Below are 25,980 nucleotides of genomic sequence, written 5' to 3' on the forward strand. Positions count from 1 at the left end.
GACATGGTTTGCAACGACAGCAACAATGGCAACGCTGGCTGCTAGCCATAGTGTGTTTAATGGCACTGCCAGCCTATGCCGACGGTGCTCAAACACAGGAACTTGAAACACAGGCTTTTGAGACGAACTGGTACTACGAGGTCGATAAACAGAGTACATGGCAGGCTGACTTGAATGCCCGAGTCGCCGCTATTGAGGGCATCTTTGAAGGCACGTTAGGGGTGTATGTACAAAACCTGGCCACCGGAGAGGCCTACTCGTGGCACGCGGACAGGCCCTGGTATTTGGCCTCGTTGGTAAAAGTGCCTATTGCCGCCCAAGTGCTTGCTGAACGTCAAGCAGGCACGCTGTCACTGGATGAGCGCTTAACGCTTTCTCGCAGTGACTTTGTGGATGGCGCGGGCCCCGTGATCTGGCACGACCCGGGGACGCCGATCTCGATTCGCTACTTGCTTGAACAGATGATTACCGTCAGTGATAACACGGCATCCGATATGTTGATTGACCGCGTGGGCCTTGCTGACGTCAATGCTCGGGCGAGAACAATGATTGCGGATAGTGGAGGCAACCCTGACGATATCGGTCCGATTACCAAGCTGGTCGGCGTTCGTCAGGGCGTTTATGGGCAGTTACACCCTGACGCGCGAACGCTGGGCGGCATGGATTTTATCGCCTTGCGCCAGCACCGGTTAGGCCAACGTGCGGCTGCGCTGGCTCGGCGGCTGGATATTGACCCATCCACGCTCAAGCAACCTGACTATGATCACGCGTTTGATGCCTATGAGGCGACCGGTGAAAACGTCGGCACGCTGCGTGCCTACGGCGACCTGTTGGCAAGTGTGTATAAAGAGGCAGCGAGCGGTGGTTTAGGTGCCCAGGCGAGCCAGGCACTTCTGGAGGTAATGCAGCGAACAACATCGGGCGACAATCGATTGACGGCCGGGATGAGCGACACCACCCGTTTTGCGCATAAAACCGGTACTCAGCATCGGCGCAGTTGCGATGCGGGCATTGCTATGCATGAAGAAGCTAATGGCCCTTGGGTGATCGTTGCTTGCAGCCGGGGGCCGGTAGCGGTGAATGACCATGAACGTGCGCTGGCGCGAGTAGGCGATGCGTTACGCTATAGCGGTGCGCTCGGGAAGCCTTGAGTATGCTGTGTCGCAGGTACACACGCTGCCAAGGCGAGCGTGATAAACTAGCGGCTTCATTTCATTGATACATGCAGGAGGTTGTTATGGCAAACGCCAGCGCCCGTCATATTTTGGTTAGCAGTGAAGAGCAGTGTTTAGCGCTTAAACAGGAAATCGAAAACGGCCGTGATTTTGCCGATGTCGCCAAGCAGCACTCTAGCTGCCCTTCTGGCCGCCAGGGCGGCGACTTGGGTAGCTTCGGCCCCGGCCAAATGGTGCCTGAGTTCGACAAGGTGGTGTTCAGCGGTGAGCTGGGTCAGGTACACGGCCCGGTGAAAACTCAGTTTGGTTATCACCTGCTCGAAATCACTGACCGCACCTAAACGTTGCGTCTCTATAGCCGTGCAATACGATAAGACGTCTGCACGGCTATTGTCGCTTTGGCATTCGGTCCTGCCTGAAAAGCGCTTATGCTCGGTCACTTTTCAGACAGAATCGCATGTTTAATCACGCGTTAAATCGCCTCCAGCGTCGTGGCGTTTACGTTGCGGTGTGAGGAGAAAGCCATGAACGACCCTATTATTTCAATTAACGGCCTGAATAAAACCTACGAAGGCGGCTTTCAAGCGCTCTCGCGGGTGGACCTCACCATTCAGCGTGGTGAGATTTTTGCGCTGCTTGGCCCCAATGGGGCAGGCAAAACCACGCTGATCAGCGTGGTGTGTGGGCTGGTAAACCCGACCCAGGGTGAGGTGGTGATTGACGGCTTTAATAGCGTTAGCCAGTACCGCCAGGCGCGTGAGCGTATCGGCCTGGTGCCTCAGGAATTGACTAACGAAGCCTTTGAAACGGTGTGGAATACGGTTAGTTTTAGCCGCGGCCTGTTCGGTAAAGCGCCTGCCCCTGTCCATATTGAAAAAGTGCTTAAGTCCTTGGCGTTATGGGATAAACGTCATAACCGCTTAATGACCCTTTCCGGCGGAATGAAGCGCCGTGTGTTGATTGCTAAAGCGCTTTCTCACGAGCCGCGCATTCTGTTTTTGGATGAGCCAACAGCGGGTGTCGATGTTGAGCTGCGCCGGGATATGTGGGAAGTGGTTCGCGGGCTGCGCGAAAGTGGCGTCACGATTATTCTCACCACCCACTATATTGAAGAAGCCGAAGAGATGGCCGACCGCATCGGGGTGATTAATCGAGGTGAAATCGTGCTGGTGGAAGAGAAAGCGGCCTTGATGCAAAAGTTGGGTAGCAAGCAGTTAATCCTTCAACTGCAAACGCCGTTAAAGGCGCTACCAGCCGCCTTACAGCAAACGGCGTTAAGCCTGACCGCCGATGGGCATGAGTTGGTGTACACCTATGATGGCCGTCAGGATCAAGAGGGCCACAAAATATCAGCGCTGTTAGCTAATCTTGAGCGTGAAGGCATCGCCTTTAGGGACCTGCATACACGGCAGAGTTCGCTTGAGGATATTTTCGTCGACTTGGTTAAGGAGCGTGCATGAACCTGTATCCTGTTCGCGCCATTTATATGGCAGAAATGGCGCGTACGCGGCGCACGTTATTGCAAAGCATTGTGTCGCCGGTTATTTCAACCTCGCTCTACTTTGTGGTGTTCGGCGCGGCCATCGGTTCGCGTATCAGTGAGATTGATGGGGTCAGTTACGGCGCCTTTATCGTGCCTGGGCTGATTATGCTCATGCTGCTGACCCAAAGCGTGTCCAACGCCTCCTTCGGGATTTTCTTTCCCAAGTTTTCGGGCAGTATCTATGAAATTTTATCGGCGCCCATTTCCTATCTTGAAATAGTGATTGGCTACGTAGGAGCGGCAGCCTCGAAGTCGATTCTATTGGGGCTGATCATTCTTGGGACATCGAGTTTTTTTGTGCCGCTGGAAATTGCACACCCCTTCTGGATGCTGACGTTTCTAGTGCTAACCGCCGTCACGTTTAGTTTGCTGGGGTTCATTATCGGCATTTGGGCGGATGGCTTCGACAAGCTGCAGCTTGTGCCCTTGCTGATCATTACGCCGCTGACCTTTCTGGGCGGCAGTTTCTACTCGATAGATATGTTGCCCCCTTTCTGGCAGACCGTCACGCTTGCCAACCCCGTGGTGTATCTGGTCAGCGGCTTTCGGTGGAGCTTCTACGGGATTAGCGATGTCAGTGTGGTGGCCAGTGTGGCCATGATCAGCCTGTTTTTACTAGCGAGCCTGGCCACTATCGCGTGGATATTTCGTACCGGCTATCGCCTGAAACCCTAACGCGCACTATGTCTTTGGTACAGCGCCTCTTTTTATCTACGCCAGGAGCCAAGGCCCCTTATGCCACTACTGCAAAGCATTGTTCACCGCCTGGACCCTTCGCTTGACGGTGAACGCTTAACGCTAACCGCCGCGCCATCGCTTGCCCAAAGTGATGACCCGGCCATGACAAGCCTGGTGAATACGCTTAACGACACGTATAACACCAAGGCTAAAGGTTGGGGGCGCTTTGCTGAAGAGGGCGAGCAGGCTGGCCCACTACTTGCCTGGCTGCGCGATTATATGGCGGGTGCCCAGGACTTTACCCAGCTTTCGACCGCAATTGCTGAGCGCCTGGCGCGTGAGCTACAAGAGCAGCTATCCGTCAGCGGCTATTTGCTGCTTGCGCACATACGCCAAGGGGACACCGAAACGCTATTTATCGCGTTGGTACATCAGCGTGAAGGTATTGGCATTAACCAGGCTCACCAGGCCGTGCCTGCCGCGCAGCTGAATACCAGCCAGCTTACCTTGGCGGCACGGGTCAATTTAACCCAGTGGCAGAGCGAGTCGCCTGGCGCGCAGTACGTCTCTTTCTTGAAAGATCGTGGTGGTAAAAAGCTTGCCGAAGGCATGGTAGCCCTGTTGGGCATGGAAGAAGGGATTGATGCGCCCGCTGAAACCCGCACGCTGCTCAAAGCCTTCAGCGACTATGTGGAAAAAGAGGATTTCGACGACGAGGTGAGTCGAGAAAAAACCGACACGCTGGTGGACTACGCCAATGAACAGCTTCGCCGTGGCGAGCCAATGACCTTGGAAGAGCTTTCTGGGCTGGTGGACGAACAGCAGCCGAAAGCCTTTTATGACCATATTCGCAACGCCGATTACGGGCTTTCGCCGGAGATTCCCCCCGATAAGCGTACCTTAAGCCAGTTCCGCCGCTTTACCGGCCGAGCGGGCGGTGTCTCGATTAGTTTTGACTCCCATCTGCTGGGCTCAAGCATCGAGTACGACGCCACTCAAGATCGCCTGATTATCAAGCAAGTGCCCAAGCAGTTAAGAGAGCAGCTTACCAAGAAAGATTGAGGTAAGGACGATGCTGTAGCAACCCAGGAGCCCCTTATGCTGAACGCTATTAGTGATTTCTTCCAGCGCACGCTTGCGCAACCCGAGCAGCGCGAAAATCAAACGCTCACCCTGGAACTGGCCACCGCAGCACTGCTGTGTGAAATCGTCCGCGCCGATTACTACACCACCGATGAAGAGCTTGCTGCGCTGCGCCTTATGCTTACCGAGCGCTACCAGCTCAGCACAAGCGATGTGGAAGAGCTGATGACGTTGGCACAAGCAGAAGTGGATGAGGCCGTCGATCATTACCAGTTTGTGAGCCTAATCAAAGAGCACTATAACTACGATCAGCGCTGTGAGCTGGTGGCGCTGATGTGGCAGCTGGCGTGGGCAGACGGTCACGTAGACCCGCTTGAAGAGCATCGCATTCGACGGCTGGCCGATTTACTTCATGTTAGTCACAGTGATTTTATTCGCACCAAGCTACAGGTTGAAGTACAGGTTGAAGAGCGCCGAACAGCGCAAGGTGGGCCTGAACGAGGCGGCGTATCTCACTAACGTATTAGCTTCTTACGTTACTGTTCTTCAGGTGCGCTGAGCAGGCCCTCGACCAGGTGATGCAGCTGTTGCTGAAACTGGCCGCCTGGGGAGGGCGGCGTGGGGTCGGCGGTGATCACGATGGTCATATCGCGCTCAGGGACCACGTACAGCGCTTGCCCGCCATAGCCACGCCCGTAGTACACCGCTTCCCCCGCGAGTTCGGTAATAAACCAGCCATACCCATAGCCATCACCCGTCCAGGCAGAGATACCACGGGGTGTCCATGAAGCCTCCACCCACCCCTCTGGCAATAGCCGCACGCCCTCCATCACGCCGTCGTTACGATAAAGCTCGCCCACCTCAATCAACGCGCGTGGCGAAAGTTGCATATTGTTGCCGCCAAAATAAATGCCTTGCGGGTCACGCGGCCATGCGGGAATCGAAATAGTAAGCGGCTCCCCCAACAGGCGTTGTGCTAGCACATGCGTGGTTTCACCGCTTGCCTGGGTAAGCGCTGCGGAAAGCAGGTGGCTAGTGCCGGTGGAGTACAGCATCCGCCCGCCGGGTTCATCGACAAATGGGCGAGTAAGGGCATCGTTAACCCAGTTTGAGCTTGCCACCCAAGCACTGTAGTTAGCGCCGGATGTACGCTCAAGCCCCGCCTGCTGAGCCAACAAATGCCCTACGGTAATGTCTTCCACGCGCGGGTCCAGCCCGGCGGGCAATGGCTCACCCAGGAGCGTCACCAATCGCTGCTCGGTGGATTCAATAATGCCCTCTTCAATGGCTGCGCCTGTTATGGCCGCCAGCACCGTTTTGGAAAGTGATTTGATATTGGCAGGCTGCGCAACGCCGGGGCCACACTGGTGAAGTTCGTGGATAATCTCGCCGTCGTAAGCGACCACAATGCTGTGAAGGCGGTTTAATTGGCGGGTTTGCTGATCCAGCGTCTGGAGTGCATGCGTAGAAGGTTCATTAGCGGCTGCATAGGCGGTGGGTAACAATGAAGTAACAGCTAATGAAACAAGCAAAGCAGTGGCGCGCATCACAACACCTTCGGTATAAGTGGCAAAGGTTCGAGGTTTAGAAGTGAGAGAGGTTCCACCATACACAGACGCTAAAATTAAAGTGCGATAGCACTCTCTAGATATAAAGCTAGTCGAATAACTATTAAAGGTTATATTTGACCTTTTAAAGTCATTTTTGGTCTATAATGGGTTATAAATAGCCCGTTATTTGGAGGTTCTTTTATGGCCCTTACTCACTCCTTGCTTGCTCCTGGCGAACTGTCTCAGCAGGTCGGTGCCAATGCACGAGAAGCACGATTGGCGAAGAACCTTTCCCGTAAAACCTTGGCGCAGATGACGGGTGTTTCCGAGTCCACCATTAAACGGTTCGAATCCAGTGGGCAAATAACCCTCGATATCTTGGTGCTCATTGCCACGGCGCTGGGCGCCACACGCCAAATTGCCGAGCTATTCACATATGAGCATCCCATATCACTTGAAGAGATCAAGCAGGCAGGGCGTGTTCGGGGGCGAAAATGAAGCGTATCAACACCGTAGAGGTGCTGTTAGCAGATAACCGTGTGGGGGAGCTGGTCGCTAGCCGACAGGGCACCTACTTTGCTTATGACCCTCAGTGGGTGGCGGAGGGCTTTAATTTATCGCCTCTGAACATGGATTTTACTGCCCAGCCACAGAAGGCGCCCGATTCCCTCCTTTTTGCTGGTCTACCAGGCGCATTTGCTGACTCACTGCCAGATGGTTGGGGAATGCTGCTCATGGATCGGTATTTCCTCGCCGAACATGGAAAAGACCGGAGAGATATTTCCCCGCTTGATCGGCTGGCTTATATGGCCGACAAGGGAATGGGGGCGTTGGAGTACCGTCCCGTTATCGAGCATGCCGCGGATGAAAATGATATTGACCTGGCCCAGCTCTATCAGGCAGCTAATGCTGTCTACGAAGGTGAAACCACGACTACTCTGGATGCCTTGCGACTAGCCGGTGGTTCCCCGGCAGGTGCCCGGCCCAAGGTGGTCGTTGCGTTATCTTCTGATGGTAAGCAGTGCAGTACATCTTTCCAAGAGCTTCCTGCAGGCTATCAGCATTGGCTAGTGAAATTCCGTGCCCCTGCCGAGCATAGGGATACGGGCGCCATTGAGTACGCCTATTCGGTGTTGGCTAAGCATGCGGGTGTGAAAATGGCCTCGAGCAAGCTAATTGAGGTCAGCTCCTCAACGGGAACCGAGCGTTTCTTTTCTACTCAGCGCTTTGATCGCAACGGTAATCGCAAAATTCACATGATGACCGCTAGCGGCATTCTATATGCCGATCACAGTGCTCCATCGCTGGACTATTTAGATCTGCTCAAAGCAACCAGCACGTTTACCCGCCACGCAGAAGACGTTGAGCGCATGGCAAGGTTGATGGTGTTCAACGCTCTGACCCACAATCACGATGACCATGCCAAGAACTTCGCTTTTTTGCATGATCAAGGGCGATGGACACTGGCCCCTGCATACGACCTGACTTACGCCCCTGTTCGGAGCTATGCAGACGAGCATACAACATCTTTCAGTGGGGCAGGTTTGGCTACGCGTAAAAAGCTCAAACAGGTTTGTGCTCCCTTCAGGTACTTAACCCCGGATCTCTATATTGAACAAGCCCTTGATGCTCTATCCGAATGGTCGTCCCTTTGCTATGAATTAGAAATCGATACCCAGCAGCAGAAAGTGATTCAGCGAGCATTCGACGAGAACCGCCAGCGTCTCGGATAACGCTAGCCATGCGGCCACGCAAACCCAGCCACCTTCTGCCTTCTGGTAGGGAAAGGCAGGGCATTACGCAAAAAGTTGAAAAGCCTGCTAGGCTTTAATCGTTACTGGGCGTAAGCAACCCTTTGATTTCACCCAAAACGCAAACCAGCAAGGAGTGCCAACATGCGTAATATTATCTATATCGTAGGCCTAATCGTCGTTGTACTGTTTATCCTTTCACTGCTCGGCCTGCGCTAACATTAGCGACTGCCAGCACGCCCGCAGATTTCCCCTGCGGGCTTTTTTACGCACCCGCCTAAGCAATCTAGTGACAAAAGTGACGCGGTAAGCACGACATAAGCGTTATTAACCTCACTCTTCAAACAAACATTTCATGTAGCGACCATCGCTGCATCACTGCCATAACCCAGTGGCTATAGATATTAAACGTAGCTGGGTCTGCCTCGAACAGCAGTTATCGCTCAGTAAAAAAGTGCGGGGCCAGCGGAATGTGCGCAAAGCCGTCACCGGTATCGCAAGGCGAGTTCTATTGCTTAGAGCAGCAGTAGCAAAGGCCAGGTTGAGCGCTGAAGATACCCATTTTGGAGCATTGCAACTACCGTTAGCCCAAGGCTGAGGCCGAAGAGGCCGATTAATAATGTTGCAGAAAAAAACAAAACTTCACAAACGCGACGGATTAAGCAGGCATACTAAAAGCCAAAGTATGGTGTAGACATGTTTTTTGGCTGACGGTAAGACGTTGTATAATTATCCAGTATTATGTTTTTATATTAAAAATCAAATGGATAGTGTTTTTTATAACGCGCCATGGCGATAAGTAAGCAATGCAGTATATCGCTGCTATATAAGATATTTTGTCGCAAATAGGCATGTCGTTAATTTTTATTAAATAAAAATTTAACGCGGAAAATGTCTGATATTAATCGGTTAAGCTCATGTTTTTTATCGAGGATCGTTTTAAGTGGCAGCGTTTTAATGGTTCAAACGTTTGCTTTAAAGGTGGTTAGTAGCAGGCTGCCGCCACAGAGGGATGATTGATTTTAACCGATAAAAAAGCAGTAATAGCTGTGCGGTACCGTTGATAGCCGCAAAATAGTGAATGGTGTAGCGATAAAGAGGGGTGGCGTACTGGATATGAATAAAATGTCTTTAAACGTTGCAAACGAACCTGAAGCATCTAAAAAAACGCTAACGAGTACAAAAAGTGAAACAAACACAAGGAATACTCTTTTCCGCATGCACAAAGAGGGTGAAAGAATGGTTTTTTCCAGTAAAGCCTTTTCAGAAGAGGTAAAGGACGTATCAGAAGGGCAGTGTCATCAAGCTCTCTCGAGTTCCCAGTTATCGCAACTAGAAAGGCTAGAAATACAAATGATGGCAGCCAGCCAATACTTGTATAAGCAATATATAATGTGCCGTGAGGTTTGAGAGCACAAGCGTGTGGTTTGGGAGGGGACAGGCGCTATTCAGTAGTTCGGCCATGACTTATCAAATATGAGCGCACAGGGGCTAAAGCTGGCCCACTTTCGGCCGATAGTACTAGTAACGATTATTTACAGCTTCTTTAAGGATTTCGCTAATGGCTGCTATTTCTTCTCCTGGTATTGGGTCAGGGCTTGATGTAAACCAATTGTTAACCGATTTGCGTGAGGCTGAAAATCAGAAACTAGTGCCTATTGCGCAACAAAAGGACACTCAGACTGCCAAGATTTCAGGTTATGGCCAACTAACGAACGCATTGGAGCAATTTCAGACATCGGTCAATAAGCTTAATGATCCCAAGCTTTATCAAAGCCTTTCGACTGAGATTCGCGGGGGCAGCGCAGTTAAAGCTACCGCGACTGAGGAAGCGACGGCAGGCCGCTATGATGTTGAAATAACCCAGTTGGCCCGTGCAGGCAGCCTGGCTACCACCAGCATCACGGGTGATGATGCGCTTACCAAAGAGCTTACGGTAGAAGGGGCGAATCTTGCGCTGACATTCGGCAGTGATGGTTCTGCTGCTCATAATATCACTCTGGCTGCGGGCAGCACCCTTGAAGAGATCCGCGACCAAATTAATGAGTTTGATTTTGGAGATGGGCCCAAAGTAAGTGCCTCTATCGTGAATGATGGCTCGGGGTATCGGCTAGCGCTCAACTCTACGGATACCGGCAAAGAAGCCTCTATCAATGAAATGTCCTTTTCCGGGCTTACAGCTGATACTGTGCTAAATACCGATGTAGCAATAGCTCATGAGGGCCGTGATGCTGAATTGACCGTGAATGGAATTGGCATTACGAGCGCTTCCAATCGCGTAGAAGGTGCGATTGCTGGCGTAACCCTACAGCTTGAAAAGGTGACTGAAGCAGGAAGCCCTAACACGGTAGTAGTCGCGCGTGACACGTTGGCCGTACGTGAAGCCATTGAAGGCTTCGTAAAAGGTTACAACGACCTTAAAACGAAAATTGGTGAGCTAACCGCGTTTAATGGTGGTGGCGATGCAGCCGGTGATTTGATTGGTGACCGCGCTGTGCGCACTATTGAATCCCAGTTGCGCTCAGCATTGGTAAGCAGCGTGCCTGGCGGTGACATTACTCGCCTTGCCGATATGGGTATTGAGCTGAATAAAGAAGGTAAGCTTGAGCTGGACTCAAGCAAAATGAGTAAAGCCGTAGCGGAAAACCAGGATGCGGTGGCCGCATTTTTTGCAAGCGATAGCGAAGAAGTAGGCATGGGTGGGCAGGTAGGCGACGTATTGGATAGACTGCTAAGTGATAACGGTGCCTTGGGTAGTGCCAATCGTAGCGCGAAAGCCAGTATTGAGGCCTTGGACGTTCGCTTTAAGCGAACCGAAGCCTCTATTGATCGCACTATTGAGCGTTATCGAATGCAGTTTTCGCAGTTGGACGTGATGATGTCACAAATGAACAGCATGAGTGATTATCTAACCCAACAGTTCGATATGATCAATTCACAAATGTCCAAATAAATAATATGACGTCAAGTAAGCGTAACCTCTTCTGCAGGTATGATTAGATTGAGGTTACGTTTAGCTGACCATTGCTTTATACCCTCTCTGCAGAACCAACCCCACCCAGGCTGCCATAGTTAAAGCTAGTGTTTTCTATATTTGGATCAAACGCGCGGTCGCGATCACCGCTGTAGGTGATCTGCATTCCCGCGTACCCAAAGTCAACCGGAGGCACCGCTACATCATACTTTCCGTGGCATCTATAAAGACCGAAGCATCATAGCTAGCACCCGGCTGAAAACCGTTCCCTTCGGTTAGAAAATTATTGGCTGTCGCAGCATCGCTAATGCCTCGTGATGCCCAGACATGATCGGTGGGGCTGTCAGTGGTGTCGATGACGGGAGTACCTACCAAGTGCTTTCCATCCAGAGTGAAAAGCTGCATATCGTCGTCAGCGCTGAGTGAGTCCATTTCGATGCGCACGTTGGTCGCCCCGGTAGGAATATAAGCAACAGGGACGATTCCCGAGGTAAAGCTGCGCGAGGCATTATCAAGCTTAATAGCAATGTGTTCTGTATTACCTAGTGTTGCCGGGCTGGGCGCAGGCGAGGCGGGGGCCAACGGTGTTTTACCGAACGCTTCGGTGCTTAATGCAATGCGGTCGATCTCACTGCGTAGCTGCAAATATTCCCCGTTCACGGCGGCTCGGTCACTTTCTGAAAGTGTTTCACTTGCAGCTTGTACGGCTAATTCATTAGCCCTGTGTAGCAGAGAATTAATGGTGTTAAGGCCGCCTTCTGCCGTTTGCATCAGGCTAATGCCATTGCTGAGCCCCTGCATGGTTTTTTGATTGGCGCGTAGATTGCTTTCCATGCGGTTGGCGATGGCTTGTCCAGCAGCATCATCTTTTGCACTGTTCACCCGCAATCCTGAGGACAAACGCTCTATCTGAGTGTCAGTATTAATCGTTGTTTTTAGGCGATTATTTTGGATTTTTGTCGCCATAAGGTTGGTGTTGATGACCGCCATAAAAAGGCCCTTCCCAAAGGTAAACTGTCTATTTATAGTGAGGAAAAGCAATATTCTATGGTTTTACAAAACAAAAAGCGCGCTGTGGTTTCGGTTGATACGCTCAGTTACAAAAAAAAATAAGAATTCTCCTAAAGAAAATCATCGGCGTGCCGTTAATTAATACAACGGCAGTGAGCCGTAAGGCAGGCCATCTGGCCAGTAACTATACGTAGGAGATTTACATGTCTGTTATCAATAGCAACATCACAGCGCTGATCGGCCAAAACAACCTGAAAGGCGCACAAAGCTCGCTGCAACAAGCACAAGAGCGTCTGTCTTCTGGTATGCGTATCAACAGCGCCAAAGACGACGCTGCTGGCCAAGCCATTGCCAACCGTATGACCAGCACCGTAACGGGCCTGAACCAGGCGGCACGTAACGCTAACGACGGTATTTCCTTGGCCCAGACTGCGGAAGGTGCACTGGACCAAATCAATGACAACTTACAGCGTATTCGTGAGCTGACCGTTCAAGCACAGAACGATACCAATACCGCTCAGGATATCGATTCCATCCAGGAAGAAGTTAACGAGCGCTTAGAAGAGATCAACCGTGTTACTACTCAGGCCGAGTTCAACGGTCGTACTATCTTTGGTGGTGATACTGGATCTAGCTTCTCTATCCAAGTAGGGGCCAAAGATAATCAGAATATCACTATTTCAATTGGTGTATCTGATAGTGATGGCGCAACAACTGGCGGTGGCTGGAATATGCTTGACACTGGTAGTTCGCTGAGTGTTGACTCTGTTGGTGGTGTTGATCGTCAGGAAGTCTCATCTGGCTTTGACGTTCTGCAAGATGACGCTCTTTCAATCCTTGATAATCAATTGAGTAACGTAGATAAATCACGTAGTAACCTTGGTGCTATGCAGAATCGCTTTGAAACGGCACTTGATAATATTTCAACAACTTCTACTAACCTTCAATCAGCTCGTTCACGTATCGAAGATGCCGACTACGCTGTAGAAGTATCAAATATGACGCGTGCCAACATTCTCCAGCAGGCGGGTACCTCCATGCTGGCCCAGGCGAACCAGACTCCGCAGAGCGTTCTTTCTCTGCTTCAGTAAGCCTGTTTTAAACCTAAAGAACCCGGGCCAAGGCCCGGGTTTTTTGTCGTTTGTATGATGCGTTTAATCGATATAGTAGTGAATACCCTTTATAGATCGGCATGAAGCAGAGACCCATGGCTAAGAAAAAAGTACGCAAGCAGAAATCAACGGTTGCCCAACATAATACACGTCATGGCGCTGATTTAGGGGTGCCCCAGGAAGCAGTCGACGCCTTTATGACGCTTTATAAGGTCAAGAAACTACCGCAAGCTCAGCAGGCGGCACAGCTTCTAGTAAATCGCTACCCTGAGAGTGCTTTTGCGTGGAAAGCATTAGGTACAGCTTTTTTAGAAGCAGGCGAGGTATCGGCAGCGTTGGAACCGCTGCTCAGATCATATAAATTGGATGAACAAGATGTGTTAACACTCACAAGCCTGGCCGCAGCGTATTACCGGCTAGGGAGTGAGCTGAAGGCGATTGGTTACCAATCGCAAGCGGTTGATCTTCAGCCTGACTATGGGCCTGCACAATATCGTTTAGCCGAGATGTTACAAAGCGCCGGTAAGCATTTTAAAGCACTAGAACATGCAAAAAAGGCCTTGGAGCTTGGCTACGATGAGCTAAGCTCACGACTAATGGTCGGTGCCTTACAGTATCAGACTAAATACTTCAGCGGGGCTTTTAAAAACTTCCATCTTTTGGAAAGTAAGTTTTCGAATAACCCAACAGTATTAAATAATTTAGGTAATCTATATAAAGATATTGGTGAGTATGAAAAGGCCGAGTTTTACTATCAAAAAGCTCTGAAAAAGAATCCAGAGTTTGCTATGGCATACTCGAATATTTTCTTTGCAAAGCACTATAATCCTGTAACCACCCAGTCTGAAATTATTGACTTTGCCAAAGGATGGGAAAAACGCTTTGCATTGCCTGCAATACCAAGTCTATCTGTCAACAATACTAGGGAAAAACCGTTGCGTGTGGGCTTGATATCCTCTGGGTTTAGGGTTCACCCAGTTGGTCAAATGATAGCCACTGCGTTGGAAAATAGTAGGTCTGATATCCACTTTTACGCCTATTCGACCAATGATGTTGATGATCATATTACAAAAAAAATCCGTAATGCATGTAAGCAGTGGCAGCAAGTACGCCATTTAAGCCAAGAAGCAACAGCTGAGTTGATCCGAAATGATCAAATAGATATTTTGATTGACCTTTCAGGTCATGGCGATGGTAGCTGTTTACAAGCGATTTCCATGCGACCTGCACCCTTATGTGTCAAGTGGGTAGGCGGTCTGGTTAATACCATGGGTCTTGAATCCATTGACTATTTATTATCTGATAGCATTGAAACGCCAGAAGGAGTTGATGATCAATATACCGAAAAGTTGATTCGCTTGCCGGATGATTATATTTGCTACGTACCCTGCTCCTATGCACCAAGCACAACCTCACTACCTGCGATTAAAAATCACTACATCACGCTGGGCTGCTTAAATAACGCTGCAAAAATTAGCACTCAGCTTTTGGCTGAGTGGGCCGTGTTAATGCATCAACTGCCGCAGAGCCGCTTACTTCTGCGAGGCGCTCAGTATGAAAGTCAGGATTTTTGCCAACGTATATGGGATGAAATGGCTGAGCATGGTATAGAGAAAGAGCGTATTTTGCTCGAAGGCCCAGCCAACCATCAAGAGTTCTTGAAGACCTACCAGCGCATTGACATTGCATTAGATACATGGCCCTACTCGGGCGGGTTAACCACCTGTGAGGCCATGCTAATGGGAGTGCCGGTAGTCACCTTACCTGGCCCTACGTTCGCAGGCCGCCATAGTGCCACTCACTTGATTAATGCTGGATTGCCAGAGCTAGTCACCAATAGCTGGGATGAATATCGCCAGCGTGTAATTGAACTAGCTGATGACCTGCCTAACCTGGCTGTTATTCGCGCAGGCCTGCGTACAATTTTGCACTACTCCCCAGTATGCGATGCACCGCGTTTTGCTAATCACTTCAATAACGCACTACGTGCCATTTGGGTGCGTTACTGTGAAGATAAAGCGCCAGAAGCGTTAACCTTCAACAAAGAAGGCGAAATGTGGTTTGCCGGTGAGGATAAGCTGGTTGAACTGCCCGACGTTGTAAGCGAAGAAGAGAGTGAAAATACTACGTTTGAATGGTCGTTCGATGAGCCAATTATCATTGTAGATAACGCCGCCGTAATACCGCGACACCCTGACTATCCTAAATGGATGGCAAGTGGCCATTTGGCCGTGATTAGCTTCGATCCAGCTAGCTTGCTCAATAAAAAGATAGAAGAACTAAAAGATTTCGGTGAGCTTCATCACTATCCACATGCGCTTTTGGGGGATGGACAGCCTGCAACGCTCTACGCCACGCTGGATGCTGAAAAAGGCAGCACGCTAAAACCATTACCTGCAGGTCAATTACCTGAATACCAGCGTGAGAAATTTAAAGTACTTGCTGAGTTACCTATAAATACAGTTGCTTTGGATAGTATAGAAGGTCTATCAAGCGTCGATATGTTAGTACTTCATGATCTACATGATGCAATGAAGATACTAGAGAATGGTGGGCAAACTTTAAAAAATACGCTTCTGATTCAGGTGAAAGTAGCCTTTCAGCCAACGCACGAGCGGCAGCCAAATTTAGCGGAGTTACAGCATTGGATGGCTCGGCATGACTTTCGCTTCTACTGCTTTAATAACTCACACCATATGAACTATCTACCTGACTCAGTTCCTTCGGCTCTTCGCCAAGCAACCGAGCTACAATCCGCAAATGCACTGTTTTTACCAAGTTCTGAGAAGATGAGTACGCTCTCTGACCAACAGCAAACCAAGCTCGCATTTTTGCTGCATACCGTATATGGCGTCAAGGATATGGCGTATCAAGTCTTGTTTAGAGCTGATGCGGAGAAGGCTGAACAATATTTGTTTGCAGAGAGTTTGCTGGAGGTCAAGGCTGATGAGCCTGATAGCAATAACTTGGACAAGACTGCTCCTGAAATGGTTGATTCCTCGGCAAGCCGAGAGAAGCTCATTGCTGATAATATTTCTCAAGACATAGATACACCCTTAAATAGCTATATTGGGTTGCCACAAAACAATGTTCATAAGGCTGTTGGCGATGATGTTAAACCTGTCTCAACGTCCAATAGCCTGCAAGCAAATAAAAAATCTACAAACTTGTGGGAGCTTAATGAGCCAATCCATGTAGTTGATGTTGGCGCAAACCCTATTGATGGAACCCCGCCTTATGCCGGGCTGCTTAAGCGTGGTCTGGTGAGACTGGTTGGTTTTGAGCCACAGAAAGAGGCCTTGCAAAAGCTGCTGGAGATGAAAGGCCCCAATGAAACGTACCTACCACATGCGGTTGGCACCGGCGAGCGGACTAAACTTTATATCTGCCAAGCTTCAGGCATGACTTCAACACTTAAACCTAATAGTCAGGTGCTTGATCACTTTCAGGGCTATCCGATTTGGGGGAAAGTTAAATCGATCGAAGAAATCGATACTGTCCGGCTGGATGATGTCGCTCAAATTCAAAATATCGATTGGTTAAAGATTGATATTCAAGGCGGCGAATTAAATGTTTTCAAAAATGCTGAAAATAAGCTAAAAAATGCATTGGTTATTCAAACTGAAGTCAATTTCATACAGCTTTATGAAAATCAACCCCTGTTCGCTGAAATTGACCAATGGATGCGTGCGCATGGTTTCATGCTGCACACTCTTCTAGAAGAGAGAAGGCGCCTTTATGCGCCTATGAAAATTAACGGCGGTATTCATCAAGGAATTAATCAACTGACAACTGCGGATGCTGTATATATACCAAACTTTGAGAAAATGGAACAGCTTGACATCAGTTCACTCAAAAAGCTGGCATCAATACTCCATCACGCCTATCAATCTTATGATCTAGTATTAAAGTTGTTGCTCAGGGTAGACGAAATCAACAAGAGCAAAGATGCCGATCAATACCAAACTGCATTAGAGCAGAATAAGAGCGTGGAGCATCTGTTTACACAGCGCAGCGTAGGAAGCCCACTGTCTGCTATAGAGCAACTGTCGAAGTATTTACTGACGCACAAAAACAGCTATTTGCAAAATATGGGATGGAGCAGCTCCGCGTTGAGCAAGAAAAGCGTAGCCGGGAAAACCCCCGTGCCATGGATTACCTACCCCTTTTTGCATTTTTTAAAACCGCGCCTGAAGAAACACTTCAAAGTGTTCGAGTATGGAAGTGGAAATTCAACTCTATGGCTGAGCGAACACGTGAGCCGCATGGTGTCCATAGAACATGACTCCACTTGGTATGCTGCAATGAAAGATCGATTGCCACGAGATGTTGAGTACCATTACATAAAGCTGGAGTACGGTGGAAGTTATAGCCAAGAAATCGCTCGTGAGAAATATCAGGACTCCTTCGATATTGTATTGGTGGATGGTCGGGATCGTGTCCGATGCTTAAAAAACAGCCTTTCTGCGCTAAAAAAAGATGGCGTGGTGATTCTCGATAATGCTGAAAGGTCATATTATGATGAAGGGGCCGAGTATTTATTGAAGAATGGTTTTAAAAGACTGGATTTCTTCGGCATGGGCCCGGTCAACCTCTACGCATGGTCAACGGCTGTTTTTTACAGGAACGAAAATTGTTTTGGTTTATAAGTTGCTGGTTTGTTCCTAGAGCTTCATAGTTAATATGCAGCTCTGGGGCTTAATGGTGAGATGTTGACGTGACTGAGCTTGAAGTGCCCCTCTCCATAGTGACCTTTCCCCCAAAACCAAAACCAAAACCAAAACCAAAACCAAAACCAAAACCAAAACCAAAACCATGAACTCGATGAGATTTCCAGCTAATCTTGGTTAACGGAGATCTCACTATGAAAAAGACACCCTATACCGAAGAGCAAATCATTGGCGCTATCAAAGAACATGAGGCAGGTGCCAAGGTGGACGATCTGTGCCGAAAGTTGGGCATTTCCAGCGGCACCTTCTACAACTGGCGTAGTAAGTACGCCGGGCTTGAAGTAAATGAAGCGAAGCGCTTGCGAGAGCTTGAAAAGGAAAACAATAAGCTGAAAAAGCTTTTGGCTGACAAGCTCTTGGAAGTCGAGGCCATGAAAGATGCTCTGTCAAAAAAGTGGTAACGCCTACAACCCGAAAAGCGGCTGCTCGGCATCTGGTTGATTGCTACCAGGTCAGCGAGCGTTCCGCCTGCCAACTTGTAGGCATTTCTCGAACAGAGTATCGGTATCAAGCGCTGGATAAACAAGACGATGCCTTAAGAGCGCGTCTTCAAGAACTTGCCACTCAGCAATCTGCCTATGGCTATCTGCTATTACATGCGTTGTTAAAAGCGGAAGGCTTGGTCATTAACCGAAAGTGAACGTATCGGATTTATACCGAAGAAGGCCAGCAGATACGCACTAAGCGGCGCAAGAAACTCCATCGGCCACGACAACCTTTGAACGTGCCAACAAGAGCCAATGAGCGTTGGTCGATGGACTTCGTCTCCGATCAGCTCACGAATGGTCGGCGTTTCCGAGTGCTGAATGTGATGGACGACTTTTCACGAGAAATGGTGGGTCAGATGGTCTCCGTATCGATTAGCGGACGTCAGGTGGCTCGGTTTTTAGAGCAGCTGTGCGAAGCAAGAGGCAAGCCTCACAAGATTATTTGCGACAATGGTACCGAGTTTACAAGCAAGGCGATGTTCTTCTGGATACGGTGTCGCTGGGCTTTATGCAGCCTGGTAAGCCTACTCAGAACGCCTTTGTGGAGAGCTTAAACGGTAAGTTCCGAAACGAAAGTCTAAATCGCTACTGGTTTAGAACATTGGATGAGGCAAGAGCAGAAATAGAGGCGTGGCGAGACCATTGCAATTACGTTCGCCCTCACAGCTCACTCAATTATGTGCCACCCGCTGAATATGCTCAAAGGGCGGCATGATGTGGAGAATCTCACTGAGCCAGTGGTGCTAATCTAGGGGAAATGTCAATGGGGCCAGTTTTGTAGGAGAGCTTGTGAAAACGAATGCGCAGACTATTTCGTATGAACCTGGAGCACTTGTTAAAGCGCTACCAGCAAGAGCTGAATGCCGTGGTAGAAGATAGACGTCGTGACCAGCTATTAACGCTTGACGCGTTTGAGGCAGTGGCGATTGAAAATGCTGCTCAGCTTTATCGGCGAGTGTAAGTTCATCAGAAGGCGGATTAAGCGCCTTGCAGCGTACAAGCCAAGAGAGTGGTTATGCTCCCCGATTAACATGAACGCGTTGTACTTGAGCTGGAAACTCTCATCTGTGAAACCCAAGCCACGATTCGCCAGGCCGAAACCCACGGGCTGGATACAACCATGCCCGATGATTATGCCCACCTTCTCGATATCCTCAATAAAGCGATCAAACAACAGTGCGACCACACGTTAGCGATGCTAAAAGATGGCAGCTAGCGGTTAATTTTCCACACATGCAACGGATGTTTTGCCTTGCTCTCCTTCTCTTGTCCCCATCATGCCACTAATTGCCTAGCCCGCAAAAATTGCTTTTCCCTATTATTGGTCGATACTTACCCTCTTACAAAAAAAAGTGGGATATTAGAAATGAATGCGCATACGCTGGCGCTGACCTGCGCCATTGGGGCTGGGTGGTTAAGCTTTAATACGTTGGTGATCGTAGGCTATTGCTTTGTGTGTAAAAGGGAGGCGCTGGGGCTGGGAGAGCGGAATAGCTTTTGGCTAACGGTTGCGGGTAAACGTGATAAAACATCAGCGGTTCCCTCTGCGATTCCCCCACGCTCACCGTCTGGCCAAAAGCCTATAGAAGAACGTGTGCCCATGGACTTGCCTGAGCAAGAAGAGCAGTTCCTGGAGGAGCCCATTGGCAAGCCTGAAGAGGTACCTACGCATGTATTTTACGTAATGTTCCAACAGCCGAGCATTGAGCTTAATCAGAAGGTGCAATTAGTCCTGGATAAATGGGACGCTTACTTCGATGCAGAGTTGAAAATTTATGTGGCATTGGGCGTTACCCCACAAAACCCCTTACGTATTGCCAATGCGTATCCGCCTGGCTTGATGCCTACAGAAGAGGTGTTCCAACAAGAGGACCACCTGCTGGGCGGGGTCAGCATTATCCTCAATAAGCCCAAGCGCAAACGTGGCTTTGACAAGGTACAATTGGGCAAAATGGTGGAATTGAGTGAAGAACTAGCCGCGTTAGGTGGGGCCTTGCTTGATGAAGAGCGCCAGCCAGCCTCGCGTAAAACCTTCAGGGATATTACTGGCGGTTAATGCCCGTTATGGCTGCGCTATTAAGCGTGGTGGTAATTTGTAGCTACCTTTCTGTTAGCGCCCGCTATCAAACACATAGCGTAGGTCGGTTTCGCTGGCCGAACTCTAATAACCTCAATGCATAAAAACTATTTTTAATATTCTTTTTTGTGTTTATGATGTGCGTATAACGGCTACGCTGTCTTTGCGCCTGCCACGCCTATACTCTGCAAAAGGCAAACGATCTTTGCCGATGAGGATGCTTCTGATGACTCGATCACGTCGTTTAAACACGTTAGTCGCCGCGCTTACCTTCAGTGTGGCAGGTGGTTTTGCTGCGGTTCAGGCCCAAGCAGATACTCTGCGAGTGGGCATGTCGGGCGGCTATTTCCCGTTTACCTTTGTGGAGCGTAACGAACTCAAGGGCTTTGAGGTCGATGTCATGAACGCGGTGGGGGAGATTACCGGTGATGATGTCGAGTTTGTCACGGCGAGTTTTTCGGGGCTAGCGGGCATGCTGGATTCCGGGCGTATCGACACTATTGCCAACCAGATTACGATTACGCCGGAGCGTGAAGCCAAGTATGTATTTACGGCGCCCTATGTGTATGACGGTGCGCAGGTCGTTGTCCGGGCGGGTAATGATTCTATTAACGGTGTTGAGGATCTTTCCGGTAAATCGGTTGCGGTTAATCTGGGCTCCAACTACGAGCAGTTGTTGCGCGAGCTGCCGAACGCCGACGAAATTGATATCCGCACCTACGAATCCAACGTAGAGCAGGACGTAGCATTGGGGCGCACCAATGCCTTTATTATGGACCGCGTTAGTGCGACTCAGGTGATTAAGGAGCGCGGTTTGCCGCTGGAACTGGCAGGCCAACCCTTCACGGTTATCGAGAATGCGCTGCCGTTTCGTGACAACGAGGCAGGCAATGCCCAGCGCGACCGTGTGGATGAAGCGCTAACTGAGCTTCGCGATAACGGCACGCTGCGTGAAATTTCCGAAAAATGGTTTGATACCGATATCACGCAGCAGCCGGAATAACCGCTACGCTGTAAACGGAAGCCTGTATTGAACGCGGCCGTGGATAATCCACGGCCGTTTTGCTTATAAGCGATGCCGACATGCTAAACCTGGATTATATGTGGGGGCTGTTACCGGTCCTTCTAAGCTATGTGCCGCTCACGCTTGAAATGGCGACCATCGCCATGTTGCTGGCGCTGGTGCTTGCCTGTTTTCTGGCCGTGATTCGCGTGACCCGTGTGCCGGTGTTGAACGGCTTTTCGCTGCTGTTTATCTCGTTTTTCCGCGGTACACCGCTGCTGGTTCAGCTCTTTCTGTTCTATTACGGGTTGCCCCAACTGGTGGAGGCGTTGGTGTCGATTAACGGCATAACCGCCGCTGTCATGGGCCTGACGCTGCACTTTTCCGCTTATATGGCTGAGTCTATTCGGGCGGCCATTGTGGGGATTGACCGCAGCCAGACAGAAGCGGCGCTCTCTATCGGTATGACGCAGTCGCAGCTAATGCGACGTATTATTCTCCCCCAGGCGACCCGCGTGGCGACGCCCACATTGATGAACTACTTCATTGATATCATCAAGGCGACGTCGCTGGCCTTTACGTTGGGCGTCACAGAATTGATGGGAGCCACACAAAAAGAGGCCGCCAGTAGCTTTCTCTATCTGGAGGCTTTTTTACTCGCGGCGATGATTTACTGGGTAATAGTAGAAATTCTCTCCTGGGGGCAGCGTCGCCTGGAAATTTACCTGAATAAGGCGTACCAACGATGATCTCGCTTGAGGCCGTTACCAAGCGCTTTGGTAAGCAAGATGTATTCACCGACATTGATTTGTCGCTTGAGCGGGGCGAGATTATTGTCATCATTGGCCCCTCAGGCACGGGTAAGTCAACGCTATTACGCTGCATTAACTTTCTAGAGCGGCCTGAGTCTGGGCGTATTACCGTCGGCGATATACGCGTGGATGCGCAGCAGGCGAGCCGTGCTGATATTTTAAAGCTGCGTCGGCGTACCGCGTTTGTTTTTCAAAACTATGGTTTGTTTGCCAACAAAACGGCGCTTGAGAATATCAGCGAGGGCATGATCGTTGTTGATAAAATTCCCAAGGAAAAGGCCCATGCCCGCGCCCGAGAAATCCTTGAGCGGATAGGGCTTTCAGATAAAGCCGATGCTTACCCGGCGGCGCTTTCTGGCGGACAGCAGCAGCGTATCGGCATTGGCCGAGCCATGGCCGCGAACGCCGATGTCATTCTGTTTGATGAGCCTACGTCATCGTTGGACCCGCAATGGGTGGAGGAAGTGCTGAGCCTGATGAAGCAGCTTGCCGCCGAGCAGCAAACCATGATTATCGTTACCCACGAGATGCAGTTTGCCCGTGACGTAGCGGATCGCGTGATATTTATGGATGAAGGGCAAATTATTGAACAAGCACCGCCCGAGGAGCTGTTCACCGCCCCCAAGGACCCGCGCACGCAGCATTTTCTGCGCAAAATTCTTGCCCCAACGGGCCAGCCGCTGCCTTAACAGCATGTTGTTATTGGCAACTGCTAGTCGGCAGCTTGCGGGTTGAGGCATCGCTTGTGCTTTATGTCGACATTAACCACGTATTAATGTGTGCTTTTCGTACCCATGGTATTCTTGGTGGACACAAATAGCGCTTTTTAACGTGGTTTCTGTAGCCCAAGGGGGTGAGGTGAAACAAAGCGAAGCGATCAAACGTCTTGCTGAGTTCGACCAGCGCGAGCGTTATGTCTTTGCTGCACGAGACATGTCGAAAGTGCTTCATGATGATACGCCCCGTAGCCGAGAGGCCACACTGAAACGCTTGGTTAGCGCGGGCATTCTGGAGCGCCCATCCAAGGGTGTGTATTTGTATGCGTTGTCGAAGAACAGAGGCCCGGATACCCTGGAGCTGATTGCCAAGACACTACGCAGGGGGGAATATAGTTACATCAGCCTTGAGTCTGCTCTATCAGAGTATGGCGTGATCTCCCAAATCCCGGTCGGCCGACTAACGGTGATGACCACCGGCCGTAAAGGCGAATATAGAACACCGTATGGGGTCATTGAGTTCACTCATACAAAGCGTCCGATATCGGATATTTTATCTGTTATCAAGGATCGCGGGCGCCCTTTAAAGGTTGCAACTAAGCAGGCGGCACTTCGGGATCTTAAGCGCGTTGGTCGCAACACCCACCTGATTGATAAGGGGGATGCACATGATGATTGAGTCTGTTGATTTCAAATCCCTGGTAGATCAAGTAATGCAAGATGCAGCGTTAGGGCATATGCGGCCGGTTATCGAAAAGGAGCTGCTGCATTACGACCTGTTGTATGCGCTGGATAAAGAAAGCATGCTCGACGGCCTGACTTTTCAGGGCGGTACATCGCTGAGGTTGTGCTATGGAGGCAGTCGCTTCAGCGAAGACTTGGATTTTGCTGGCGGTGTAGACTTCACTTCCCGAAAGCTGGCGGATATGAAAATTTGCCTTGAGGACTACCTTTCCAAAAGGTATGGACTGGAAATAACGGTTAAAGAACCGGCGTCCCTAAAACAAGATCCAATGTACGCTGAGTTGAAGATCGACAAATGGCAAATTGGAATTACTACTTCTCCCGATCGTCGAGACTTACCCAAACAGAGAGTCAAACTGGAAGTAGCTAACATTCCTGCGCATACCAAAACAGCGCGGCCACTGGTCCGAAACTATGAATTCCTGCCTGATGGCTATGAAGACCTTCTCATCATGGTGGAAACACGTGATGAGATAATGGCAGACAAGCTATTTTCACTGCCAGCAACCGAAAGGTACGTTCGCAACCGTGATATCTGGGATCTAGCCTGGCTGGCACAGCGAGGAGCCGAGGTGGACAGTGAACTGGTAAAACAAAAAATGGTGGACTACCGGCTGGACGATTACCCGGTTAGATTGGATAAGATGCTTGCCAGGATACCGGGCATCATTGCCGGGAAAAGCTTCCATGATGAGATGAAGCGATTTCTTCCAGCGGACGTCTATGAACGTACGCTCGGACAAGACAAATTTCAGACTTACCTGACCGCTACCTTAACGGATCAACTGATAACCGTTAAGACAGCCTTAGGCCTTGAGCAATCAGCAGAGCCATCTTTCCGGATGTAATGATTGCGTGATGTAGCACTGTTTTAAACGTCATGGTTTCTCAGGTGTAGGCGCTTTTCAGCGGTTCACTGCTGCCCGTCGTGGGCAGCGGATCACTAACCGATGAGCATTGATTACATCACCGGGCTGAAAATGGTGGCAACGTTATCGCCGATGCGGCGTAACAACGAGCGATGAATGACCTTGTCGGGTGCCACTTCATTGGCATCGGAAAGCCAGGCGTTTTGGCGTTCTCTAATGCTTTTCGCTATGTCGGGTGAGTGCAGTAGAATATTATTCTCGAAATTAAGCTCTAGGCTACGCCGGTCCATGTTCGCCGAGCCTACTAGCGCCACCGCTTCATCCACCACCAGTGTTTTTGCATGTAAAAGGCCACCACGAAATTCAAAAATCTTCACGCCAGCGGCAACAAGCTGTGCATAGTAGGCTTTGCTGATGGCGCCCACCACGAAGGAGTCGTTGCGCTGGGGCAGGATGAGCGTGGTCTGAACGCCGCGCCTGGCGCATCCAATCAGCGCCGAAAGCAGCGAGGCGTCCGGAACGAAGTAGGGGTTCGAAATGACTACTTCATGCTGGGCGCAGTGCAGAAGGCTGGAAAACACATCCGACATGGCGCCTTTAGGTGACAAGGGGCCTGTGCCAAAGGCGATAGCCGCACTTCCATTGGCCACGGCTTCCGTGCTGCTGGCTTGCCACTGGACATCGAGATGCTCGTTGGATTCGATCAGCCAGTTAGCCGCAAACAGCAGTTGGCTTTGCATCACCACTGGCCCCTCGAAACGCAGCATGATATCCACCCAGGGCGCATACTTCGCCTTGACACGAAACTCTGGGTCGGCGCAGTTCTGACTTCCGCAGTAGGTTAGTCGGTTATCCACAACGACGATCTTGCGATGGTTTCTAAGATCCGCGCGGCTGCCAAGCAGTGCGTCAAGCCCAAAAGAGACCTTAAGCGATACGCACAGTTGAACACCGGCGGCTTTCATTGCGGCCCAGTGCTCCGAACGGGTAAGCGCTCGCGAACCAATGCCGTCGACAATGATTCGACATGTCACGCCACGTTCAGCCGCGCGCTTAACGGCTTCTGCAATCTTGAGCCCGTTGTTGTCAGTAAGCCAAATATAAAAGGAGATATGAATGCTCTCCTTGGCGGCATCGAAATCTTCCACCATCGCGTTGATCGCTGCATTGGAGTCGGCGGTTAGCGTGGCGGTGTTGTGATCCGTGACACCGCTATGCGCCAGATGCTCACAGGCGCGAAAGGCGGGCCGAAAACGGTCTGGTACATTCTCCAGAGCCGATGTTTTCCCTACGTTATAGGCTTTTACCAACCGTGTGACGGTGCCAATTGCTTTGCGTCGTGACCGGTGCGATATCCAGGGTTCGCCAAGTAGCAGGTAAGCAATGATGCCTAAACCAGGTAGAAACGAGAGAATCAATATCCATGCGGCTCGGGAGGCGGGCTCTTTTCCCTCAACCGTCAGCACGCGGATCACCAAGGCGGCGTAGGCCAGCATATGAACGGCAAACCAAAGAGAAAAATCCGACATAGTGAGTCCGTTTTTAATAGTGAAGTGGTTCGAAAGTCTGACTATACCTGAACGCCATAGGGGCACCCTATGAGTCGCCACGAGGGTTCAGTGCGGCTAAAGCAGGCCTCAGAGATAAACAAGCTAGCGGATCGG

Annotated in this window: 22 protein-coding genes and 1 pseudogene; 20 read left to right on the forward strand and 3 right to left on the reverse strand. The window is 50.2% G+C overall.

Translation table 11 applies throughout. The annotated features are described in order from the left end of the window. Window positions 1-8 precede the first annotated feature (8 nt). The 6 genes from CZ787_RS16470 (at window position 9) to CZ787_RS16495 (ending at window position 4,998) form a co-directional block, all read left to right on the forward strand. Window positions 9-1,151 carry a serine hydrolase gene (locus tag CZ787_RS16470; RefSeq protein WP_328514792.1) on the forward strand — a complete coding sequence of 381 codons (1,143 nt, stop codon included), beginning with the start codon at window positions 9-11 and terminating at the stop codon, window positions 1,149-1,151. An 86-nt stretch (window positions 1,152-1,237) separates the two neighbouring features. Further along, a complete protein-coding gene (locus CZ787_RS16475) occupies window positions 1,238-1,516 on the forward strand; it encodes a peptidylprolyl isomerase (protein WP_087111190.1) in 279 nt (92 codons plus the stop codon). A gap of 183 nt (window positions 1,517-1,699) precedes the next feature. Then, window positions 1,700-2,635 carry an ABC transporter ATP-binding protein gene (locus CZ787_RS16480; protein WP_087111192.1) on the forward strand — a complete coding sequence of 312 codons (936 nt, stop codon included), beginning with the start codon at window positions 1,700-1,702 and terminating at the stop codon, window positions 2,633-2,635. After that, window positions 2,632-3,393: an ABC transporter permease gene (locus CZ787_RS16485; protein ID WP_087111194.1), complete on the forward strand. Its 762-nt coding sequence runs from the start codon at window positions 2,632-2,634 to the stop codon at window positions 3,391-3,393. Before CZ787_RS16480 ends, CZ787_RS16485 begins: the two co-directional genes overlap by 4 nt. A 60-nt stretch (window positions 3,394-3,453) precedes the next feature. Then, window positions 3,454-4,458, forward strand: a complete 1,005-nt coding sequence (gene yejK / locus CZ787_RS16490; RefSeq protein ID WP_087111196.1) for a nucleoid-associated protein YejK — start codon at window positions 3,454-3,456, stop codon at window positions 4,456-4,458. A 36-nt stretch (window positions 4,459-4,494) separates the two neighbouring features. Then, window positions 4,495-4,998 carry a TerB family tellurite resistance protein gene (locus CZ787_RS16495; protein WP_087111198.1) on the forward strand — a complete coding sequence of 168 codons (504 nt, stop codon included), beginning with the start codon at window positions 4,495-4,497 and terminating at the stop codon, window positions 4,996-4,998. Between the two features lie 17 nt (window positions 4,999-5,015). Here the strand turns inward: CZ787_RS16495 and CZ787_RS16500 are convergent, their stop codons facing one another. Then, a complete protein-coding gene (locus CZ787_RS16500) occupies window positions 5,016-6,026 on the reverse strand; it encodes a serine hydrolase domain-containing protein (RefSeq protein WP_087111200.1) in 1,011 nt (336 codons plus the stop codon). 204 nt (window positions 6,027-6,230) lie between these two features. On the opposite strand from CZ787_RS16500, the gene CZ787_RS16505 reads away from it, so the two are divergent. The 4 genes from CZ787_RS16505 to fliD all read left to right on the forward strand — a co-directional run bounded on the left by CZ787_RS16505 (window position 6,231) and on the right by fliD (window position 10,733). Continuing rightward, complete coding sequence (locus CZ787_RS16505; RefSeq protein WP_087111202.1) at window positions 6,231-6,527, forward strand: helix-turn-helix domain-containing protein; 297 nt, start codon at window positions 6,231-6,233, stop codon at window positions 6,525-6,527. Further along, window positions 6,524-7,762, forward strand: a complete 1,239-nt coding sequence (locus CZ787_RS16510) for a type II toxin-antitoxin system HipA family toxin (RefSeq protein WP_087111204.1) — start codon at window positions 6,524-6,526, stop codon at window positions 7,760-7,762. Before CZ787_RS16505 ends, CZ787_RS16510 begins: the two co-directional genes overlap by 4 nt. Before the next feature lie 1,134 nt (window positions 7,763-8,896). Further along, on the forward strand, window positions 8,897-9,190 hold the full coding sequence (locus CZ787_RS16515; protein WP_140399001.1) for a hypothetical protein: 294 nt from the start codon (window positions 8,897-8,899) through the stop codon (window positions 9,188-9,190). Window positions 9,191-9,341: 151 nt separating this feature from the next. Beyond that, a complete protein-coding gene (fliD, locus tag CZ787_RS16520) occupies window positions 9,342-10,733 on the forward strand; it encodes a flagellar filament capping protein FliD (RefSeq protein ID WP_087111208.1) in 1,392 nt (463 codons plus the stop codon). Between the two features lie 219 nt (window positions 10,734-10,952). Here the strand turns inward: fliD and CZ787_RS16525 are convergent, their stop codons facing one another. Next, a complete protein-coding gene (locus CZ787_RS16525; protein ID WP_087111210.1) occupies window positions 10,953-11,744 on the reverse strand; it encodes a hypothetical protein in 792 nt (263 codons plus the stop codon). Window positions 11,745-11,968: 224 nt separating this feature from the next. Here CZ787_RS16525 and CZ787_RS16530 point away from each other — a divergent pair, with 224 nt between their 5' ends. From CZ787_RS16530 to CZ787_RS16570, 10 genes and pseudogenes are all read left to right on the forward strand, one after another. Beyond that, window positions 11,969-12,856, forward strand: a complete 888-nt coding sequence (locus CZ787_RS16530) for a flagellin (RefSeq protein WP_087111212.1) — start codon at window positions 11,969-11,971, stop codon at window positions 12,854-12,856. A 116-nt stretch (window positions 12,857-12,972) separates the two neighbouring features. Next, window positions 12,973-17,526 (forward strand): FkbM family methyltransferase, encoded by a 4,554-nt coding sequence (locus CZ787_RS16535; protein ID WP_176372238.1) that lies wholly within the window; start codon window positions 12,973-12,975, stop codon window positions 17,524-17,526. 215 nt (window positions 17,527-17,741) lie between these two features. Beyond that, a pseudogene (locus CZ787_RS16540) lies at window positions 17,742-18,810 on the forward strand (IS3 family transposase). Window positions 18,811-18,894: 84 nt separating this feature from the next. Then, the gene (locus CZ787_RS18905) at window positions 18,895-19,056 is read left to right on the forward strand and encodes a hypothetical protein (protein WP_176372239.1); all 162 of its coding nucleotides are present in this window, start codon (window positions 18,895-18,897) and stop codon (window positions 19,054-19,056) included. Window positions 19,057-19,461: 405 nt separating this feature from the next. Beyond that, a complete protein-coding gene (locus tag CZ787_RS16545; RefSeq protein ID WP_087111217.1) occupies window positions 19,462-20,151 on the forward strand; it encodes a hypothetical protein in 690 nt (229 codons plus the stop codon). Window positions 20,152-20,398: 247 nt separating this feature from the next. Continuing rightward, a complete protein-coding gene (locus tag CZ787_RS16550; protein WP_087111219.1) occupies window positions 20,399-21,175 on the forward strand; it encodes an amino acid ABC transporter substrate-binding protein in 777 nt (258 codons plus the stop codon). Between the two features lie 80 nt (window positions 21,176-21,255). After that, window positions 21,256-21,924 (forward strand): amino acid ABC transporter permease, encoded by a 669-nt coding sequence (locus CZ787_RS16555; protein ID WP_087111221.1) that lies wholly within the window; start codon window positions 21,256-21,258, stop codon window positions 21,922-21,924. After that, window positions 21,921-22,676, forward strand: coding sequence for an amino acid ABC transporter ATP-binding protein (locus CZ787_RS16560; protein ID WP_087111223.1), 756 nt, complete (start codon window positions 21,921-21,923; stop codon window positions 22,674-22,676). The genes CZ787_RS16555 and CZ787_RS16560 overlap by 4 nt, the downstream gene beginning before the upstream one ends. A gap of 169 nt (window positions 22,677-22,845) precedes the next feature. Then, window positions 22,846-23,382, forward strand: a complete 537-nt coding sequence (abiEi, locus tag CZ787_RS16565) for a type IV toxin-antitoxin system AbiEi family antitoxin (RefSeq protein ID WP_087111225.1) — start codon at window positions 22,846-22,848, stop codon at window positions 23,380-23,382. Continuing rightward, window positions 23,372-24,295 (forward strand): nucleotidyl transferase AbiEii/AbiGii toxin family protein, encoded by a 924-nt coding sequence (locus CZ787_RS16570; protein ID WP_087111227.1) that lies wholly within the window; start codon window positions 23,372-23,374, stop codon window positions 24,293-24,295. The genes abiEi and CZ787_RS16570 overlap by 11 nt, the downstream gene beginning before the upstream one ends. A gap of 113 nt (window positions 24,296-24,408) precedes the next feature. Here CZ787_RS16570 and cls read toward each other — a convergent pair whose 3' ends face one another. Beyond that, window positions 24,409-25,845 (reverse strand): cardiolipin synthase, encoded by a 1,437-nt coding sequence (gene cls, locus CZ787_RS16575; RefSeq protein WP_087111229.1) that lies wholly within the window; start codon window positions 25,843-25,845, stop codon window positions 24,409-24,411. Between the last annotated feature and the right edge of the window lie 135 nt (window positions 25,846-25,980).

Origin of the sequence: Halomonas citrativorans (genome assembly GCF_900163645.1) — a bacterium.
Classification (GTDB): Bacteria; Pseudomonadota; Gammaproteobacteria; order Pseudomonadales; family Halomonadaceae; genus Vreelandella; species Vreelandella citrativorans.